14 protein-coding genes are annotated in these 20,824 nt (G+C 43.0%); 7 read left to right on the top strand and 7 right to left on the bottom strand.

Translation table 11 applies throughout. The features are described from left to right. Positions 1–235: 235 nt before the first annotated feature. Positions 236–751, bottom strand: a complete 516-nt coding sequence (locus VB732_RS24590) for a pentapeptide repeat-containing protein (RefSeq protein WP_323233514.1) — start codon at positions 749–751, stop codon at positions 236–238. 490 nt (positions 752–1,241) lie between these two features. Beyond that, the gene (locus VB732_RS24585; protein ID WP_323233513.1) at positions 1,242–2,636 is read right to left on the bottom strand and encodes a TldD/PmbA family protein; all 1,395 of its coding nucleotides are present in this window, start codon (positions 2,634–2,636) and stop codon (positions 1,242–1,244) included. A 347-nt stretch (positions 2,637–2,983) separates the two neighbouring features. Here VB732_RS24585 and VB732_RS24580 point away from each other — a divergent pair, with 347 nt between their 5' ends. Together VB732_RS24580 and rpsU are read left to right on the top strand one after the other, a co-directional pair. Beyond that, positions 2,984–3,310 carry an RNA-binding protein gene (locus VB732_RS24580; RefSeq protein WP_323233512.1) on the top strand — a complete coding sequence of 109 codons (327 nt, stop codon included), beginning with the start codon at positions 2,984–2,986 and terminating at the stop codon, positions 3,308–3,310. A gap of 128 nt (positions 3,311–3,438) precedes the next feature. Further along, positions 3,439–3,630, top strand: coding sequence for a 30S ribosomal protein S21 (gene rpsU / locus VB732_RS24575; protein ID WP_196513292.1), 192 nt, complete (start codon positions 3,439–3,441; stop codon positions 3,628–3,630). A 244-nt stretch (positions 3,631–3,874) separates the two neighbouring features. Here rpsU and VB732_RS24570 read toward each other — a convergent pair whose 3' ends face one another. After that, positions 3,875–5,548 carry an ATP-binding protein gene (locus VB732_RS24570; protein ID WP_323233511.1) on the bottom strand — a complete coding sequence of 558 codons (1,674 nt, stop codon included), beginning with the start codon at positions 5,546–5,548 and terminating at the stop codon, positions 3,875–3,877. Between the two features lie 268 nt (positions 5,549–5,816). Then, positions 5,817–7,736 (bottom strand): GTPase family protein, encoded by a 1,920-nt coding sequence (locus tag VB732_RS24565; RefSeq protein ID WP_323233510.1) that lies wholly within the window; start codon positions 7,734–7,736, stop codon positions 5,817–5,819. Between the two features lie 196 nt (positions 7,737–7,932). Here VB732_RS24565 and VB732_RS24560 point away from each other — a divergent pair, with 196 nt between their 5' ends. After that, positions 7,933–8,154 carry a hypothetical protein gene (locus VB732_RS24560; RefSeq protein WP_323233509.1) on the top strand — a complete coding sequence of 74 codons (222 nt, stop codon included), beginning with the start codon at positions 7,933–7,935 and terminating at the stop codon, positions 8,152–8,154. Between the two features lie 447 nt (positions 8,155–8,601). Next, a complete protein-coding gene (locus VB732_RS24555; protein WP_323233508.1) occupies positions 8,602–9,414 on the top strand; it encodes a PEP-CTERM sorting domain-containing protein in 813 nt (270 codons plus the stop codon). 139 nt (positions 9,415–9,553) lie between these two features. Here VB732_RS24555 and ebsA read toward each other — a convergent pair whose 3' ends face one another. Then, positions 9,554–9,928: a type IV pilus biogenesis protein EbsA gene (gene ebsA / locus VB732_RS24550; protein WP_323233507.1), complete on the bottom strand. Its 375-nt coding sequence runs from the start codon at positions 9,926–9,928 to the stop codon at positions 9,554–9,556. Between the two features lie 629 nt (positions 9,929–10,557). Between ebsA and VB732_RS24545 the strand changes: the two genes are divergently transcribed. After that, positions 10,558–11,964 (top strand): glycosyltransferase family 2 protein, encoded by a 1,407-nt coding sequence (locus VB732_RS24545; protein WP_323233506.1) that lies wholly within the window; start codon positions 10,558–10,560, stop codon positions 11,962–11,964. 66 nt (positions 11,965–12,030) lie between these two features. On the opposite strand, the gene dnaX is transcribed toward VB732_RS24545, so the two are convergent. Then, a complete protein-coding gene (gene dnaX, locus VB732_RS24540) occupies positions 12,031–14,727 on the bottom strand; it encodes a DNA polymerase III subunit gamma/tau (RefSeq protein WP_323233505.1) in 2,697 nt (898 codons plus the stop codon). A 361-nt stretch (positions 14,728–15,088) separates the two neighbouring features. On the opposite strand from dnaX, the gene VB732_RS24535 reads away from it, so the two are divergent. Both VB732_RS24535 and VB732_RS24530 read left to right on the top strand, forming a co-directional pair. After that, complete coding sequence (locus VB732_RS24535) at positions 15,089–15,787, top strand: hypothetical protein (protein ID WP_323233504.1); 699 nt, start codon at positions 15,089–15,091, stop codon at positions 15,785–15,787. A 171-nt stretch (positions 15,788–15,958) separates the two neighbouring features. After that, positions 15,959–19,831 carry a CHAT domain-containing protein gene (locus VB732_RS24530; protein WP_323233503.1) on the top strand — a complete coding sequence of 1,291 codons (3,873 nt, stop codon included), beginning with the start codon at positions 15,959–15,961 and terminating at the stop codon, positions 19,829–19,831. Between the two features lie 226 nt (positions 19,832–20,057). Here the strand turns inward: VB732_RS24530 and recR are convergent, their stop codons facing one another. Next, positions 20,058–20,615: a recombination mediator RecR gene (recR, locus tag VB732_RS24525; protein WP_234711150.1), complete on the bottom strand. Its 558-nt coding sequence runs from the start codon at positions 20,613–20,615 to the stop codon at positions 20,058–20,060. Positions 20,616–20,824 lie beyond the last annotated feature (209 nt).

Below are 20,824 nucleotides of genomic sequence, written 5' to 3'. Positions count from 1 at the left end.
TTTTTTTACTTGGAGTACTCTAAGTGATTAGGGGTACATCTAGCCCTTTGAAAGTGCGTAAAAATTCTGGTAAATAAATTCCTGTTTAAGCTCTATACTCTGTGTTCTCTGCGTTTCTGTGGTTAGAAAAAATACTTTTAAACCGCAGAGGCACAGAGAACACCGAGAAAAAATAAATTGAGTTAGTAGTTTAGACAAATGCATTCCCATGCGAAGCATAGGTACGAGATTAGATTTAACTATTCTCGTCCAGGATTGCTCCTTCCAAATTTGCTCCGTTCAAATTTGTCTGGTGCAAATCAACTTGGGTAAGATTTGCCTGAGATAAGTCAGCTACCGTTAAGTCTGCGCCACTCAAATCGGCTCCATCTAAATTTGCCGCTATTAGATTTGCTTCCTGCAAATCTGCTTCACTCAAGTTAGTTTCAATTAATTTAGCAACCGTCAAATCAGCTTGACTCAAATTAGCTCCTTCCATTGCGGCTCCATCCAAGATAGCTCCATCCAAAATAGCTCCGCTTAAGTTGCTCTCACTGAGGTTGGCATTGCTCAAATCTGCTCCATTTAAGTCAGCCTCAATCAAACTTGCGTGCGCTAAATTAGCATGACTCAAGTTAGCTCCATCTAAAATTGCTCTATCTAAAATTACGCCACTGAGATTGGCTTCTCTTAAGTTTACCTCGCTTAAGTTGACACCAGTAAAGTCTCTGACACCTGCGGCATAGTTTTTCAGGAGTTGATCTGCTTTCATATTTGTCGCTATGCTAAGGAACGTTTAATTCAGCCTATCCAAATTACCCAGGCAGTAGATTCCCAGCACGCGTTACTGAGGATTTTAATATCAAATCACCTTTACCTAGAATAGTCATCCTCAACTACTGGCGCTACTACCTAGAGTTGTGACTTATTTTCATACTTGGGAGGGATGTTATATCGTGTCCGGTTAAAGGCTTATCATTAAGACCGCAGGGGGCAGGGGGCGGGGAGCTGGGGGAAAGAGGATTTTCCGACTTTTGCACAGATGTGGTAACTGTAACTAATTTGCCGGACATGATATTAAAGGATTGAAATTAGTTAGGGCAAAATTGGTGCAAAGCGATCGCTATACTCAATTGTGGTATTCGTCTGTGATGCCCTGAGCTTGCTGTACCACTTCGTGCAAGCAAGCTACGCGCAGCATCTCGTAAAGAAGTGTCGAAGTATTTACCAATGACGAATGACAAATGACAAATGACAAATGACTAAGTTTCTCCACCAACTACTACATCTCGAATTCGGAGACTAGGGCCACCACAACCTACTGACAAACCGTTTTGCCCTCCTTTACCACAACCGCCAGATTCATCCCAGTAAAAATCATCACCAATTGCCTCAATATCCGCTAAGGTTTGGAATACATTTCCTGAAAGCGTTACATCCCGCACAGGTTCAGCAATTTTACCGTTCCTAATCATCCACGCTTCCCCAGCACTAAAGGTAAACATTTCCCCATTAGTCATTCCACCTAACCAGTTACGGGCATAAACTCCTTCTTTGATATCGGTGAATAAGTCTGCAACTGGTGTTTTACCCCGTTCAATCCAGGTATTTGTCATCCGCACAATGGGGTTAAAGTGATAATTAAGACATCTAGCGTTACCAGTAGGCGCTTCCTCCAATTTGCCAGCAGTTTCACGAGAATGTAAACGTCCAACTAAAACTCCATCTTTAATTAGTTGAGTAGTTGTAGCAGGCGTGCCTTCATCATCATAAAAATAGCTGCCGCGATGTCCCTGTGGGGCTGCACCATCAAAAATTTGCAGTTCTTCAGGGCCAAATCGCCGTCCGATAGTCATGACTTCTAAAAGATCGGGGTTTTCATAAGCCATATCGGCCTCAGAAAGATGTCCGAAGGCTTCGTGGACAAATAAACCTGTGAGAATTGGGTCAATGACTACAGTGTAAGTATTACCTTTAACAGGTGGCAAAGATAAAGCTGCGATCGCTCTTTGAGCCGCACCTTCTACTTGTTCATCCAAATCAGCTAAATCTTCGTAAGCTTTGCGAGAGCCTGTAGTTTCCCGTCCAGTTTGTACAGTTTCGCCATTTCTCGCGGTGGCGGCAAAGCGCATTTCCATATCTACCCAAGATTGCTCGATTAAAGTGCCTTCTGAGGTAGCAATGATCACTTTTTGGGCGCTGTCACCGTAACGTACCGAAGTAGTGGTAATTCGGGGATCAACGCTTTTAAGCAATTCAGTATAGCGATCGCACAATTGTTTTTTCTGCGAAAGTGGGATTTTCCGAGGGTCAGTTCCTTTTAGAGGGAGAATGCATACAGCTTGCACTGCGTCAATGGGTGCAAGTAAAGTTTCTTCATCACCAACCATCCGCGCCGCCGCGATCGCTTCTTCGATCCGATCCTGAATTGTCCCCAGTTGGTTAAAGCAGCTTAATCCCCATCCACCTTTATAACAAGCGCGAATATGTCCACCAATGGAGATGCCTTCACTGAGGGTTTCTATCTTGTCGCCACGCAACAAGATATCAGTCCCCTCTGCTTCTTCAAGGCGAATCATCAGATAATCTACACGCTTTGAGTAGCGGGCGATGAGGTCGGAAAGTAAATTTTGTGCCTCAGCAAGTATAGTCGGCATTTCCAGATAGTTACGATGACGAACTGCATTTATTTTGCAATTATTTAGGCAATTTCTGCTACCCAATATAGGTAACTTGGAACTGGGGATTGGGTACTTGGGACTGGGAACTTGGACTGGGAACTGGGTAATAAATAAATTTTTCTCCAATCCCTAATCCCCAATCCCCAATCCCTAATCTTTAGTTGCGGTAGGTAAGAACTCAATGATGTGCTAAGGTAGTTAGGTGAGAATAAAATTCGGTTACAGCGTTTGTTTTTAGTATTGACAGGCTTTTTCCTTTTGGTCTTAACAAGCTTGTCTCCGAAATCTAAATCTCTACACACCTATGATTTTGGAGATAACGCATGTCAATTTATGTAGGTAATCTATCCTACGAGGTCACATCAGAAGACCTCACATCAGTTTTTGCTGAACATGGTTCTGTAAAGCGCGTTCAGCTGCCTACAGACCGTGAAACAGGTCGTCCACGCGGCTTTGCTTTCGTAGAGATGGGCACAGAAGCTGAAGAAACAGCTGCCATTGAAGCTCTTGACGGTGCTGAATGGATGGGACGCGACCTGAAAGTTAACAAAGCTAAACCCAAGGAAGACAGAAGTGGCTCCTTTGGTGGTGGTGGTGGCGATCGTCGCGGTGGCGGCGGTGGCGGTGGATACAACCGTGGACGCTACTAAGCTTTAATATCAAAAATTAAGTTTTAACGTTTAACGTTTTTAGGGCAGAATCATTATCTGCCCTTTTTGCTCTCCGGTCTACTGGATTGCTTAAAATTGCCCAGTACCGAATTAAGTAGGAGATGAAAATGACCCAAGTATTTGTGGGCGAAAATGAAGGAATTGAGTCAGCCCTGCGTAGATTTAAGAGGGAAGTTTCCAAAGCAGGTATTTTTCCAGATATGAGGAAGAATCGTCACTTTGAAACCCCTTTAGAAAAACATAAGCGCAAAGAAGTTGCAAGACACAAACAACGTAAGAGAAGTTTTCGTCGCAATTAAGAACAAACGATACCTAATGGTAAGCGACGCTAACGCACCATTTCATAATATTCTGATATTATGTCCGCTTTAAGACTGATCGTGAAGACCACAGGGGCAGGGAGAAAGAGGTTTTTCCGGTTTTGCATAGATGTGGTAATAATTAGGAATTTTGAATTTTTCAATTTAAGCGATCGCTTTTATCCAAGTCAGCCTGCGACAGATGATTTAATGGGATAAAAGCGATGCCTATGAATGTCTTCGCTTACGCACTCACCAGAAAGTATCGATCAATTTCTGCCGTTAGCATTTCAAAGTCCACAGGTTTGGTCAAGTGGCATTTAAAACCAGACTTCAGGGCAAGCTCCTTATCCTCCTGGCCACCGTAGCCGGTGAGCGCAATCAGAATTGAGTGAGTAAATTTGGAGTCTTTACTCAGTTCCTGTGCAACGGCGAATCCATCCATTTCAGGAAGTCCGATGTCACAAATAATCACATGAGGCTCCAACTCTTTTGCAGTTTCTACCCCTGAAATTCCATTGTTAGCAACGGAAACTTCATGCCCGAAATGCTCAAGCACTGCTTTTAATGTTGTAGCTGAATCATCGTTATCTTCGATGACTAAAATTTTTAACGACTTCTTACCCTTCTCCATAATCTCCGGGTGGTTGTCCAAGGTTGTAATTTCTTCACATGCAGGGAGAATTACTTTAAACTCTGCCCCCAAATTGATCCCTCTGCTTGAGGCTTCAACATTACCACCATGAAGTTCGACAAGACTTTTTACTACCGAGAGTCCCAACCCTAACCCGCCTCTTGAACGATCTAAACTACGATCGGCTTGGGTAAATGGCTCGAAAAGTTCTGGTAAGATTGTCGGTTCTATCCCTATACCTGAATCTTTTACAGATAAAACCCCTACACTACCTGAGCCATTTTCAGCGCGAATGAATGATAGATCCACCCAGATCGTCCCATCTGGTTTAGAAAACTTTAAGGCGTTATCAAGAAGGTTTCCAAAGATTTGGAAGAAGCGCGTCGGGTCAACATAAGCCCACAGAGGCGTGTTTGGCAGGTCTTGTACTATGTTAAGGTTCGATCTCTTGATTGCTTGTGCATGGTCATTCAGACTTTGGCGAACCAATTCCACCAGATTAACCTTCTCAAGGTTTAATGAAATCTTCCCGTAAGTAATGGACGATACGTCAAGTAACTCATCGATTAATTTCGAGAGATGCTTAATCTGGTGTTGCATCTTTAAAACTGTTTCTCCGACTGCACCAGTCTCGCCTAGCTTCAACTTGAGTAGTTGAACCCCGTTCGAGATGGGGGCAACCGGATTCCTCAACTCGTGAGCTAGCATCGCAATAAATTTGTCTTTAAGCGCGTTTTGATTCGTAAGTTTCTGGAAAAGTTGAACGTTTGCGATCGCCACTGCCGTAGTGTCGGTTAAAATCTCAAGCAGTTCTATTTCTTCAGATGTGGCTAGGTGTTGTGTACTCCAGTACGCTCCAATCGCACCCAACGGATCAGCAATCCGTATAGGAACCATCACCAAACTTTTGACAAAAGTTACTTTGTATGCGTCAAGAGGGATTCTTGCATCCTGGTAAATATCCTCAATTATGGCTGCTTGTTTATTGAGCATTGCCCAACCGGAGATGCAAGACTTGAGGGGAAAACGCATACCTTTCCAAAGTGGGCCGATGGCATTTTCATCAACATAGTGGCAACATTCACCATCCCGCAATACAAAAGTTACTCCATCAGCATTTGTGAGATCCCTCGCAGCCAAACGCACAATCTCAATAATTTCCTCAATAGTCCGCACACAAGCCAAGTCTTTCACGACCAAAAGCAGCCGATTATAAGACGAAATGCTATAGCTCTGATGTGAATTCTGCTCTTGACCAATGGGGGTTTGTAATATATTTTTCATAAATAACTCCGCAGAAAAGGGATGTCTGGATAAAAACTTAGTTAAAGCGGGTAGGTTTCAACAAACACGTACTCTTAATCGTAATCGTAATCTTAACTTTGATATTAAAAGTACGGGCTGCTACTGCATTTTTTGTCTTTTTTCTAAGTATAAACTATACTCTAAACAATAAGTAAATATTCGTAACTGTCCGTAGGGGCTAATAGTAATTGTGGAATTTCGAGTCATTGGTCATTCGTCAGTTACCAATGACCAATGACCAATGAAATTATTTCGCAACCGATAGATAATACTCAAATCGCTCTCGGAGTTGTTCAACCGTTAAATTTTGAGTCCAGTATTCCACTAGGGCATGACCAAATGCCCAGGCGTTGCGATCGGGTGAAGCGGAATTTTCTAGCAGTAGCGGCCAGAGGGATAGCAATTCAAAGTTGAGTGGGTTAGAGTTAGCTGTATTCAAGAGCGAGAAAAGCTCATAAGCCATTTGAAGTTTGCCAATTACAATCGGCAACTGTTCCACGGGAATTTGCTCTGCCAGCATATATGCTAGGGCTGGCGATCCGGTTGATAAGGTAGAAACAAACTGGAGGACGGGACTTTTGAGCAATGACGTTAGTCCTTGTGTTGTCGCCATCTGGAAGGTGTAGTGGTCGATGATTTTGGCTGCGGCGATGGTGCGGGCTTCAAGGTTACGCAAAAAACGGGCAATACGGAGTTGCTTGCTAGGCGCGATCGCATCTACTAATCCCAACGATAGCGCCTCTACTCCCCAAGCGATTCGATTTGTTTTGCCCTCACCTGTAACCACGGGCACAACTAGATTACAAAAGGTTCCCAGCAGTTTTGCACGATACTCAGTAGCTTCTCGAATAGCAATTTCTTTTGGGCGATCGCCCCATTCCCAATCATAAGGTGGTTGCCATTCGCGGATGGGACGCAGACGATCTACTTGAGTAACGATCGCGATCGCAGGTAAATCTGCAACTTCTGCTTTGATGTCTTGCAAAAAGTCTACATCCATTTGCAGGGCAGGATCGAGAGCAGGAGTTACTAACAACAATAAATCTGCATTTATAGCATAATCAAGCACTAGATTGCGGAGATCGGCACGGTTGACTTGTTCGTAACCAGGCGTATCCCAAAGCGTCAAACTTTCTCCACCTTGAGCCTGCCATTGATAATTTTGAATGCGATCGGTACTGGGTAAAACATCAACGGCTGCTAAATCTGCTTGAAATAGGGTATTAATCAGGCTACTTTTTCCTGAACCTGTGCGCCCCACCAGCAGAATATTTACGGGTTTTTGCTCAACGGCTTCGGCTGGTTGAGCTTGAGTCAGGATTTCTCTGAGTGTTTGGGTTTTTGCTTTGGGTAAACTCGGCGTGGATACTACAGTAGCTGAAGCTGGTAATGTAGTATGTCCGTAAAGTGCGATCGCTTGCCGACATAAGTTTCTCAGGGCAGCTTCTCGGAATAACTGGCTCAAATTCCCCAATAATTGCTGAGTTGCCTGGTTACTAGAACCTTGAGTGGCTTGTTTTGCCACTGCCGCCACCGGATTTAATACCCACTGTGCCCAGTTCCAAGCTTTCCAGAATTTTCGAGCCGATGGTTCCAACTTCCGGTAGACCTCGTATCCTTTGTATGCTTGCCCAACCGTCACCTGATTGAGGACGGGAGATAATTTTTGCATCCATTGATCCATATCATCCACCGTTCCGCGAATCAGCCCGTAAGCTTGGGGGACGTAAATATTCAGTAGCGGATATTGAATTTGAGGATTGTAGATATGAGCGATCGCTACAACCAAATCTTGGCATCGCGTCCAAAAAGTTGACCAGTCTTCCCAAATGGGGCGATCGCTTTGTGCTGCTTGCAGAATCTCTTGGAGTGCAGTTTCTGCAAGCTTTGTAACATCATTTCCTACTGGTGGTGTTCTTGTATCCTCTGCTGTCGATTCTAGTTGTTCTTGAACCTGAGCTAACACAGCTTCCACCTGATTAACAGCAGGTTGAGTCCATTTGACTAACAACCAACGCCAACCAACGAATAGGAGGGTGAATACACCCCAAATCCAATTAATGCCCCACGCATGAATTTGCGAACCGGCAGCTACCAGTAAGAAAATGATGATAAACGCGATCGGGATTGCTAAGACGACCCACTGCCACGGTTTTAATCGCACCATTGCCCCATACCTGCTTTGAAATGTTGGGAAATTCGAGTTTTTACAAAAATTACTCTTATAACAAAGTCTATCGTCTTCATTCGCTAGGCCAACAGTTCAGTTACAAGGGTTGCTTAAGTTGCTTGCTACTCGTTCGGCTGAGGAGGTGGCAAACTAACTGGTGTTTTTGAGTACTTATATTGACAAAAGCTCTTAAATGAGTGACAGAGAAAATCCTGACTACAGAAGCTCTATAAAAGAATCTATTTCTGCTGTTGAAAGTGTAGCAAAAGCTATTACTGGAAAACCAAAGGCAACTTTAGCAGATGCTCTGAAGGTTCTGGAAGTTTCTCACAATTTACATCCCGCTTTAAAAAATTCATTCTTAATTCTGTATGGATATACAAGTGATGAGAGAGGTATCAGACATGCAGCCTGATCTAACTATTGCTTATGCAAAGTTCTTTTTACTTTCATGTACGTCTTTCATAAATTACCTGAAATCTAAGATTTAGAGTGCGATCGCTTTTTAATTAGATTTTAGGAGATAACGAGCGATCGCCTCTGGCAGTCTACATGATGGTCTTCAATACATTCAGCGATCGCAAGCAACAATAAAGATATAGCAGTTCTAAATCATTTGTGAAAATTATATATCTCTTTCTTCTTTCTTCCCTTTGCGTCCTTGGCGTTCTTGGCGGTTCGTTTCCTTATCTATATTTTCACGACTCATTTAGGTTTGTTATAGCGGTTTACAAGGCTTTTTATTACCGATGGGATTTCCATTAGGAGCTTGGGAATAATAAATCATGCTGAAGAAATATTTGTAATAAATCTCAGCAGATTAAGTGTGTTTTCTATTGGCAATTACAGGAGCAAATTGTTAATGAAAGTGAGTTCATCAGGGATTAAACTAGGTTATGCAATTGTTAGCAGCACTTGTTTAGCAGCAATGACGATCGCTTTAAGTGGAGCAAGTGCAATTGCTGCTCAATTCATCACAATTCAAAGCACTGGTACATTATCAGGAACTATTGAACTTCCCAGAAACAATCCCAATTTCAATCAAAGTACTACTCGGATTGATACGGATGACACTGGAACTTATTACCGGAATTTAGGAACTAATAATAATCCTAATTATGTTCCTGTATACGAGTCAGAGTACTTAAAGGTAGAAACACGCTCTGATGGAAGTCTGCATTACTTTGTTGACTTTAAAGGCATTCCAATTGTCTCCTTTGATGGTGTTCTTACATCGCCGGTTCTCTCTGGTGGCCAGTTGACTGCTTTCCTTTACCAGGGACAATTACCAGGAACCACATTTCAAGGAGTAGTTCAGGACGAATTTAATCTTACAAAAGCCTTCTATACTGGTACTGTCATCGACCCAGACACCGGAAAGCAGTATCAAGGCACTTTTGAAGTAAGTGGATATGGGGTGCGATATAGCGATCGCAATGGTAGCTTAACTCCCACAGTCTTTGATTTTCAGTCTGATATCCCAGGTTCACCAACTGTAACATCCTTGACCATCACTAACGCTACCTTGGCGAATTTAAGAATCAAAGTACCCATACATGAAACTTCTATTCCAGAACCCGCTAGCGTTTTAGGAACCTTGATGGTAGCTGGTTTTGGTATGGTTTTGAAAAGAAAAAAAGACATCTGCTCTAAAAGGATGTTTGGAAAGTCGTAAAGTAGACTAAAAATCCCTCTTTCACTCTTAAGAGGCTTTAAAACACCATTCCCGCACTTTGTGCTGTTGCGCGAAGTGCGGGAATAGGGCTTATGTTTCTAAAGATAAGCCGAACTTGTAAAAGTCCGGCTGAATTTAATCAATCGTCTATACGCAGTAGTTTGCGATAAAACGGTTGTGAGAAATCGGTCGCACGATGACGTTTATAGTTATCCATAAGTTCAATTAAAAAATTAATAAACTCGAAACTAGCCATCATCAGTTCATAACTCAAATCAGCGTTGCCATCAAATTGGATTCGGCAACGGGTTAAGTCTGAGGGTAAAGTAGCAACATTCCAAGAGGCAACAAAGGGAACGTGTTCACTAGCTTCTATCTTCCGGTGTCCCTCCAAGACCCCTTTTTGATAAAGACTGATGGCATAGGGTAAGAAATTGCGTTTAGTACCCTGGACGTAAGGTAAGTAAACACTGGCTTGTTGTTGTGTAGCAGGCTGGAGTTGCTCAATAGACATTATTCAATATTCCTTAAGTTAGTTGGCAACTAGAGATATTAGTGGATGTTAGTAGTATTCCCAAAACATGTGTCTAAAGCACATAGTGGTCAGTGAAGAAGGGAATAGGGTACAGGTCACAGGTGACAGGTAATTCTCTGTCACTTCTCTATAATCCCAATGCCCAATATATGAAGTTACTGCTAAGAAATATTAAAATTTCGGTTACAATAAGGCTGCATTAACTTTTATCGAAGCTGGACGAAGCAACATAGCATGAAAACCCCCCACTGTAAAGTTGTGGATGCTATCATTGCTGTTTATCCCAACAACAAGCTGTTGCTAGCTTAGTATCACCTTGCCCTAACCGGAGTTTTCATTAGAGAAAGTCCGACTCTACAAGCTTCCTGCCCAAGCGGCCATCAAAGGAATCAAGCCTCTGTCTAAGAGTAGCAAACGTGGTTAATTCCAGGTAATTACCCAGAGTGGCGGTGACAACGAAGTTCGTCTCAACAGCTTTTGGCTTAGGGATAGCGGGTATTGCAGTTTGCCCATTCCGATTAAGATCGGGAAAAGTAGCTTAGGGATATTTGTCCGTAAAATTACTAACTGTAGACAAATAATGGTTTTTGAATCAAGCAACCTAACCTATGCCAGCGAATTCCTGGCCCGAAGAAGATTCTTATCAAGAGCTTGATCCGCTCAACTCCTTGTTGTCTGACCTATCAGTAGATGAGGAGTCAGTGTTAGAGACAGATCCTATGTCTCTACCATCGCGGTTTCAAGGTCGTAGACGCAAAGCGGCTCTAGTCTTGACCGTCGTCTGGAGTGGGACGATCGCTCTACATTTAGTTTCTTGGGCTTCTATATTTATTCTAGGACTGACTACCATTCTAGGATTTCATGCCTTAGTGGTAGTGTTTACTAAATGCCGTCGCTATCCAAAAGAAATACAGGGAGATTTGCCCTATGTGTCTGTATTAGTGGCTGCGAAAAATGAGGAAGCAGTAATTGCTAAATTAGTCAAAAATCTTTGTAATCTGGAATATCCAGGTGGGCAATATGAAGTATGGATTATTGACGACCACAGCAGTGATAGCACACCACATTTATTAGCAGAACTAGAACAGAAACACAATCAACTGAAAGTATTAAGGCGTTCAGCAGAAGCTAGTGGCGGTAAATCAGGGGCGTTGAATCAGGTGTTGCCTCTAACAAAAGGCGATATTATCGCAGTATTTGATGCTGATGCCCAAGTTGCACCAGATATGCTGCAACAAGTAATACCTTTATTTCAAAGAGAAAAGGTGGGGGCGGTGCAGGTGCGAAAAGCAATCGCCAACGCTAAAGAAAACTTTTGGACTAAGGGGCAAATGGCCGAAATGGCACTTGATACCTGGTTTCAGCAACAGCGCACTGCCCTTGGTGGTATTGGCGAACTGCGGGGCAATGGTCAATTTGTCCGGCGTTCAGCCTTGGAAAGCTGCGGTGGCTGGAATGAGGAAACGATTACCGATGATTTGGATTTGACAATCCGCTTGCATTTGGATAGATGGGACATTGAGTGTGTTTTTCATCCAGCAGTGCAAGAAGAAGGTGTGACAAATGCGATCGCACTTTGGCATCAGCGCAACCGTTGGGCAGAAGGCGGTTATCAACGCTATCTCGATTATTGGGATTTAATTCTCAAAAACCGCATGGGATGGCGCAAAAGCTGGGATTTGCTGATCTTTATGCTGATTATGTACATCTTGCCGACAGCAGCAGTCCCAGATTTATTAATGGCGATCGCGCGTCATCGTCCACCAATGTTAAGTCCCATCACTGGTTTGTCTATTTCTATGTCGATGGTAGGGATGTTTACAGGTCTGAAGCGGGTACGTCAAGATCAGAAATTCCCACTTTCTACATATCTTACGATGCTGGTGCAAACCCTACGCGGCAGTTTATATATGTTGCATTGGTTAGTCGTCATGAGCAGCACTACTGCCCGGATGTCGGTAAGACCAAAGCGCTTAAAATGGGTGAAAACCTTGCATACGGGGAATGGGGAATAGCCCCTTTGGGGAATTAAAAATTAAAAATTAAAAATGCAAAATTATTTTTGGTAATTTTGCATTTTTTTATTCATCATCCACGTCTGCTTCTTCTACCCATTCTGGTGTAGTTATGGAATCGGAGAATTCTGGGAAATCATCTGCAAAACGGATAATTTGTCCGTTGAAGAATGTTGCTAAACGTTGAGCTGCGATCGCTACTTCGTCATGTTCCCAATCAGGTGCGGGTGTTTGTTTTGGGGCTGGAGGCACAGTTTGCATCCCGTTTCCATTTACGCCGTTTCTATTTGCCCCATTTCCATTTACACCATTGCCATTTCTTGCTGCCAACTCGCTTTTTTCTGGTGCTGGTGGTGGATTAGTTGGCTGTGGTGCTGGCGCTGGAGACGGAATTTGCTGGTTGTAGCTAGGTGTGGGTGCTTGCTGAACGCGAGTAGAGTCTTTTGGGAGAGGATTTTTTTTGGCTGAGATAGAGTTTGAAGAAGTTCCTTTTTCTATATTGATCTGGATTTCACGCTGGAAAGTCTGCTGGAAAGCTGCCGTAATCATCGGTAGATAAGATTTTCCCTTGTTTCCCTTGTCATACCATGCCTGTTTAATAGCAATTCGAGCCACAACACCGTCGAACTCGATGAGTTGGCTCATTTGACGCAGCATTTCTTGGCTTGATTTTGGCTGAAGGTTGGCAAGTACTTGTTGCCAAATCTGAGTTAAGTCATATTCTGCTTCGCCAACAACTTCTGAAGTTACTGGTTCAATATTCACCGATGGCACAGGAACAGCAACAGGTTCTGGAGTTGGTGGTGAAACTGAGTTAGCAGCAGAATTGTGATTTGTTTGCTGTTCAACTGGGGGAGATGAAGTGACGGGCTGATTTTGGGCAGCCGCTTGATGATGGTTTAGAGAATTATGATTTGTTGGCGGTTCAGCTACAGGTAAAGAAGAGACTGGGTGATTTTGGGCAGCTGCTTGATGATGGTTTAAAGAATTATGATTTGTTTTCGGTTCAGCTACAGGTAAAGAAGAGACTGGGTGATTTTGGGCAACTGCTGGAGGATAGCTTGGAGATACAGCAGGTGGGTTAAATCGCGGCGCGATATTTGGGGCTTGTGGCTGAATATTCGCTGTCGCACTGGGTAACAATCCTAGTAATGTTACTTCTAACCACAAACGCGGCTGGGTGCTGTTTCTAATTTGCACTTCAGCTTTTCGCAGGTGTTCCTGTCCTGCTAAAATCACGCTCATATCGAAGTATTGGGCAAACTCAACCAGCGCCCTCCAGGTTTGCTGAGTACAAGCAACCAAATCGTGGCGATTGGGTGCTGTTTTAGCAATGAGTAAATCGCGGTAGAAGGCGGCGAGATTTTGCAGCAGAGTTAGGGGTTCTCGACCACGATCTAAAATGTAGTGGGTACAGTCTAGAACTGCTTCCGGTTTATCTTGAGCGATCGCATTTAAAAGCCCCAGCAAGTCCTGTTCGCTTACTGTCCCCACCAAATCCCAAACTCGATCCGGTGTCACTTCACCCGCTAACAAACCCAATTGATCGAGTAAGCTTTCGGCATCCCGTAATCCTCCCTGAGAAAGCTGGGCTATGAGGGTTACAGCTTCGGGTGAAATATGAATGCTTTCATAAGATGCGATCGCACTTAAATGCTTAACCATCGCCTCTAATTGAATGCGTCTAAAATCAAACCTTTGACAGCGCGAAATAATCGTTGGTAACACCCGTTGCGGGTCTGTTGTCGCTAATACAAAAACTACATGCCTTGGTGGTTCTTCTAGGGTCTTAAGTAGCGCGTTGAATGCCTGGGTACTGAGCATGTGGCAATTATGCACTAAAAGTCCATTTGCCACAAAATTATGATTATCTGCTACTTCAATGTCATAAACTCGCTCAACCCCAGCGAGGTGAACAGATTCGACTGTCTCCAAACTTGTAATCCATGAGGATGTCACATCCACATTCACCTCATGTAGAAAAGCTAAGGCGAAACCTAATCCTCCAGCCCTTTTGTGTACTAGAGAATCGGGAGAATTCAAAGCCTCTCCCCTTTTAGGGGAGAGGTTTGGAGAGAGGTTTTCCAGATCCCTATTCACAGGGGATAGTATCTTCACTCCTTCTTTTACGTTTTTTGCTGGTAGCCATCCCTGGTTTGTCCTAATTAAATGATTATCCGTACATCTAATTTCTCGGTTAGTTGTCTTGATAACCAGGGTTTGCCGTTCTCCTTGATCTAACCACCTGACAATTTTTTTGAATTCCCACTTACCTAATAAGTCGTTGTAACTCAGAACCTTCTTGTCTTTAATTTTGGGATCATCAATTCTTTGAAGTCCCTCATCAGTCAAAACTAGAGAATCTCCAGTTAAGCACTCATCGATTACATAAACCTTGTAACGACACTGTACAGGAGCAAACTGGGCTTTTTCAATCAACTCGCGGATATTATCGACACCAGTGTTACTAGCAGCATCGATTTCAATTACATCTAAAGCGTAACCCTTGGTGATTCCCTGACAAACATCACACACGCCACAGGGTTCAGCAGTGGGGCGATCGCTTTTGAGACAATTGAGGGATTTAGCCAAAATCCGGGCACTAGAAGTTTTCCCCGTACCTCTTGGCCCTGTAAATAAATAGGCGGGGGCAATTTTGGATGTGGCGATCGCATTCGTGAGGGTAGTAGCGATCGCCTCTTGTCCCACCAGTTCAGCAAAACTTTTGGGGCGATATTTGTGGTGCAGGGGTTCGTAAGACATGGAAAAATAGACTTCAATGCCTTTCAATGTTGATTAGTAGCACCGAGTCGAGTTTGGGATTCAATTATTTTAAACTCTCGTACCTGCTTTATTTATTGATGTTGCCATAGCGCTTACACTCAACTAATGCCGTCAATTTTGGCACTCAGGAAAGTAAGCAACTAGATCATATTTTTTCTTATGATTTCAACATCAATGTACCGGAATTATAGCATAGCATTTAGTACATTTGTTCTTATCAAGAGTAGGAAACAGGGAAAAAAGAACTAATGACCAATGACCAATGACAAATGACAAATGACAAAGAACTAACGCCATAGTCCAGTGCGATCGCTACAATTTTATAGATAAGCAAAACTCGATGGTGCAGCAGATGCTCAAGCGGCTATTTCAATGGCTCAAAAAGCTTTTTCAGAGCTTGTTCGGTGGACAACAGAATGTCTCAAAATCTAAAGGGAATATTCAAAAAGAACCAGCACCACCTCTAAGCGATACGGATCTGGAATTTCTCTTCACCGAGCTATTGCAAGGAGTACATCAAGCACGAGGGGAAGAGTGGGCCAAAAAGTGGTTGCATAATATTGAACATCGTATCCCAACTGAACGCTGGGTTGAGTGGTTAGGGCGCTTTGGCGAAAAATTGCTAGCATCACCCACACCCAATAATGAAATAGCTGCGCGGTTAGTACAACTAGGTGAGTTGAACATCGGAGAAATCGGAGATGTTGCCTATAGTATCGGGATGCAGTTGTTGACACGCAATCAAGGCGAGCCAATTTGGGAATATGAAGGGCCAGATGGTTCTAGCACGATTTTAGCCTCTGAGCCAACCGCCTCAATATCAGAGTCAGTAGATGCACTAGAGCAGCCCCCAGAGGGAGAATACCAAACTGTCACCCTAGAAGAGTTGTTTGTGATGTTGCAAGAGGATGAAAACTTACGCCAGCAAATTGCTCAACAGCTTGCCGTTGAAACAGACGATCCGCAAGTGCTTGTCCAGGCATTAATCAATCAATTATATCCTGGTGGTGAATCGACTACAGAGCAGACAGAAAATTAGTCGAATCAGAGAATTGTAACGTTGTAATACTTTACTCTTGAATTTGGGTATATTTTTTGCTAACCTGCGACGGAAGCGCTGTCCTAATCTAATGGATTTTTACGTAATTGATGATTTTTTTAACACAACGATGGCTACAATCTAGAAAAACAAAATCCAATAGTGTGGCAGATGCTCAGGCGGATATCGCAGTCGCTTAAAAGGTTTTTAAAGCGCCTCATTGAAAGTAAGCAAGGTAGTTCTCTCAAAGGTGCGAGAGGGCGCAATCTGGTGGAGGCACTACCAGAACTAACCAATGCTGATTTGGAACAATTGTTTATCCAATTGTTAGAAGGGGTGCATCAAGCACGAGGACGACAATGGGCATTGAGGTATCTGCAACGGGTCGAAAATCGAATTTCGGCTGAACGCTGGATAGATTGGTTGGTGATGTTTGGCGAAAGCTTGCTCGCTTCACCTACACCGAATCCTCTTTTAGCATCACAGATGGTGCAATTGGGGGAACTTGGTGTGGGCAGAATTGGAGATGTTGCTTATGACATTGGCATCCGAATGATGCAAAACTCACCAACAGAGATAGAGTATGAGGAAAATTATCCAGAAGATAGCTCAGAAATCACTCCTGAACAATATGGGGTAGAAATCACTCCCGGAGAAGAACTGATCCGCAATTTAGGCGAGCAGTTATGGGATTATGATGAGCCAGATGTTACGGAAAGCACACCTGGGCAAGAACTGATCCGCAATTTAGGCGAGCAGTTATGGGAGTATGATGAGCCAGATGTTACGGAAAGCACAACCGATGAAGAAATTATCCCGATTTCGCCTGGACAAGAACTGATCCGCAATTTAGGCGAGCAGTTATGGGAATATGATGTGCCAGATGTTGAACCAATCACATCAGCACCTGAAAATATTTCTTTTGAGGAAAGATTCACCGAGAATTCAGAGGAACTGGTATTGGAGTATGAAAGAGAAGATGTCCACACAGTACTCGAAAATCTCCCTCTCCCCGCAAAGGAAGATTCAATCACCTCGTTAGCCCAACTGAGGTTCGATGATGAAGTTGTTCAAAGTACAACAGGAGCAAATCTCCTTTCTACTAGGCAAAGAAGTGAATTAACAACTTCTCCCTCAGTGGAAAGCTGGGATAGTGCTTTGACAAATTTAGAGCCAAATGTAGCTAATACATTAGATGAGTTGTGGGTGAAATTGGATCAGAGTACCAATTTAGTCCAGCAACTTGCTTCTAACTTGGCAGTTCAAAGCAGTAATTCCCCTGGTATTGAGCGACATAGCGATAATCCGATTACCAACGCTCAAGGGTGGTTTTACCAAGGGCTTCAGCAAGCAAAAACAGGAGATTTATTAGGCGCGATCGCATCTTATGACCAAGCGATTGAACTGCAACCGCAATTCTCAGAATATTGGTTTAATCGAGGTTTGACGCTGTTCCATTTGGAACGTTTTGATGAAGCGATCGCATCTTATGAAACCGCCATAGAACTGAAACCCGACTTCTACAAAGCTTGGTATAACCGGGGCGGAACTCTCGGAGAATTAGGATATTTTGAAGAAGCGATCGCTTCTTTTGATAAAGCCATAGAAGTCAAACCAGACTACCAAGAAGCGTGGTCTAGCAAGGGTTTGGCACTGCTGAAATTAGGTTGGCTACCCGAAGCGATCGCCAGTTATGACCAAGCCCTATATTTGGAACCAGAAGACCAGGAAAACTGGTATCACCGAGGCATAGCCCTAGCTGTAGGCGAACAATTTGCAGAGGCGATTATATCCTACGATAAAGCGCTAGAAATTGACTCAGAATACCACGAAGTTTGGATAGACCGAGGTGTGGTGCTGTTTAATTTAGGAAGGTGGTCAGAAGCGATCGCATCCTGGGACAAAGCCCTTTCAATTCAAGCCGACTTCTACTTAGCTTGGTACAACCGAGGTATAGCCTTAGATAACTTAGGCCGTCGCCAAGAAGCGATCGCATCCTATCGTCAAGCGATCGCCATCAAACCCGACTTCCACCTAGCTTGGTATAATCAGGCTGTAGCGCTGTTTTATTTAGAACAATTTGCCGAAGCGATCACTTGTTATGATCACGCTTTGGAAATTAAGCAAGATTATTGGGAAGCTTGGATTGGTCGGGGAACTGCGATCGGTAATTTGGTAGACTCTGATGTATTGCTAAATTTGTCGAGTAGTATCACAGCAATAAATCCCGTTTTACAACAGGGTGGCTACGAAGGAAAATTAGCCAGCTACGAAGAAGGGTTAAAGCATCTGCGGACAGATACCCATCCAGAAGGCTGGGGTAGATTGCATCTGGCGATCGCAAATACTTATTACGACCAAGGCAAAAAACATACCAATCCCCGCGATTATTGGCGCAAAGCTGCATCTGAGTACCATCAGGCGCTGTTAACCCTGACACTAGAATATTTTCCTCTGTTCCATCTAGAAGTCTTGCAATCTCTCAGCAAAGTACTGATGGGTTTGGGACAAACAACACAAGTTCAAGAATTGCTGCAACGCGGTACAGATTTATTGCGACAATTGTTGAGTGAAGAAACTCGCTCAGACGAAAGTAAAAAACAGCTAGCTTTGAAATTTGCAGGCTTTGATCAATTGGCAGTTGATTTAGCAGTAGAGTCTGGTGATTTAGTTGAAGCTTGGGAAATTGCCGAACAAGGCAAAAATGCTTGTTTAAATTGGCTACTTTCTGGCTGGAATGATAACATCTACTCGCCCTATTATGGTGCAATTCAAGAACTATTCAATCCGACAACAGCAATTATTTACTGGCATATTAGTCCAGTAGCCCTACATACTTTCATTCTCAAAGACCAAGCACCATCGCCAATCCTCCTATTTACACCCATGCAAGATATTGGGGCAATACCTTTAGGAGAAGACGCTATCCGTCTTAATGAATTGCCATTACCCGAATCAGTGCAACGCCTAATTGAATTTGAAACTTGGCTAGAAGATTGGCATCAACAATACCAAGAATATCGCACCACAGCCAAAGACAAAGAAAGTAAAAGCCAGCATTCTTGGCGAGTCGATATGGAACAGAAACTGGTGCAACTGTATGAAATCCTGAATATTTCCACAATTGCCCAGGAACTCGAAGGCATCACCCAACTGGTTTTAATTCCTCACCGCGACTTGTACAGATTGCCCATTCATACCCTTTTCCATCTCTCTTCCCCATCCCAGGAAGAGTTGCCGAACGTGGAGTCAAATTTCACCGTTACCTATCTGCCTAGTGCCCAAATAGGTTTATCAATCAGAACTGAGGATATTTGGCAGTGGCAAAATCAGTTATTGCTCAGTGTTGAACATCCCGAAAGTGCAGGTTATCCTACGCTAAAATTTGCCAAACTTGAGTCTGAAGTTGTTAGCCAGATGTTCAATAATATCCAGAGAATTCAGGGATTAGAAGCTACAAAAAATATTGTCTGGAATGCCTTGTTTGATAATTATAATATCTTTCATTTTACAGGCCATGTCATTAATAATTTGGCTGAACCAAAAAAATCAGAATTAGTATTATCAGGCGAAGATAAGCTTACTCTAGATGAAATCTGTCAACAAAACTTATCAAATTATAATCTTATTAGTCTCTCTGCTTGTGAAAATTTCAGTACTAGCAACCACATTATCAACAGCGAATGTGTGAGTTTAGCCAGTGGTTTAGTGAGCCAGGGTGTTCCTCATGTAGTTAGTACTCTTTGGAGTGTGGAATCTTCAGCTAGTGCCTTAGTAATGATAGAGTTTTACCGGAGATTACAACCTAATAAATCAGCAATTACTGCCTTAGCGGAAGCAACACGATGGCTGAAAGAACTAACTGCTGGAGAACTGACAAAATGGTATGAAGATATTTTGAATAATCTACATCCTGAAGAATTACGAATTCAAACTTATTTAGCGACACAACTATATAGAAATAGTAAAATGGCATCCGATAAAAATCTTTATAATCATCCTTACTACTGGGCAGCATTCACGATTATGGGTAAACCGAATTAAAATAATTCGTAATTTGTAATTCGTAATGACGCTGCGCTATCGCTAACGTAATTAAGTTTTGCAACGGGGATTTAGACCCCGCGACAAAACTTACCCCTTGTTAAAAGCAAGCATTAGTTTTGAGAGGTGAAAAAGTTTGTAGTAAGGACTTTAGTCCTGGATTTTTAAGCACTTCAGTGCTTACTATGAACTCATTAATTACGAATTACGAATTATTTAATTAAGCCTAATCTAACTCCCTACGTCCTTCCAATGCTCGTGCCAGGGTAACTTCGTCGGCGTACTCCAAATCACCACCTACAGGTAAACCAAAGGCAATCCGTGTCACCTTGGTAAATGGTTTCAATAGCTGACCTATATATAATGTTGTTGTCTCCCCTTCTACACTTGGACTAATTGCTAAAATTACTTCTTGAGGTTTTTGCTGATTTACCCGGCGCTGCAAAGCCAGTATATTCAACTGTTCTGGGCCAATTCCATCAATTGGAGAAATAACCCCACCTAAAACGTGATACTTGCCTTTGTACTCACGGGTTTTTTCCAGCGCAATCACATCGCGGGGATCTGCTACGACACAGATAGTATTGTTGTCACGGTTGGCATTGCGGCAAATTTCACAAACAGGTTCAGCAGATAAGTGAAAGCAAACAGAACACAAGCCTATCTGTTTTTTTGCTTCAATTAAAGCTTGCGCCAAAGCTTCTACTTCTGCTTCTGGACGCTTCAAAATATGCAAAGCCAGTCGTTGGGCAGATTTGGGGCCAACTCCCGGCAGGCGTTGCAATTGCTCAATTAACCGTGCTAAAGGGCGTGCGTAAACCGTTGTCTTGTCTCCAGAATGTTTTTACCTTAACTATGATGACATTCTTACAGAATTTTGGATTGACCATTTAATTTATCAGAAGTCAAGCATACTCTACATACCCCGTCTGCTAGGTTCCAACGCTTGGAACACAAATTTAGGGAGTAATATAGATTCAAATAAAAAAGCGC

The sequence above is a fragment of the Nostoc sp. UHCC 0252 genome (assembly GCF_034931145.1).
GTDB lineage: Bacteria > Cyanobacteriota > Cyanobacteriia > Cyanobacteriales > Nostocaceae > Nostoc.
The sequence above is the reverse complement of the archived record's forward strand: the minus strand, read 5'-3'. Positions and strand labels throughout refer to the sequence as shown.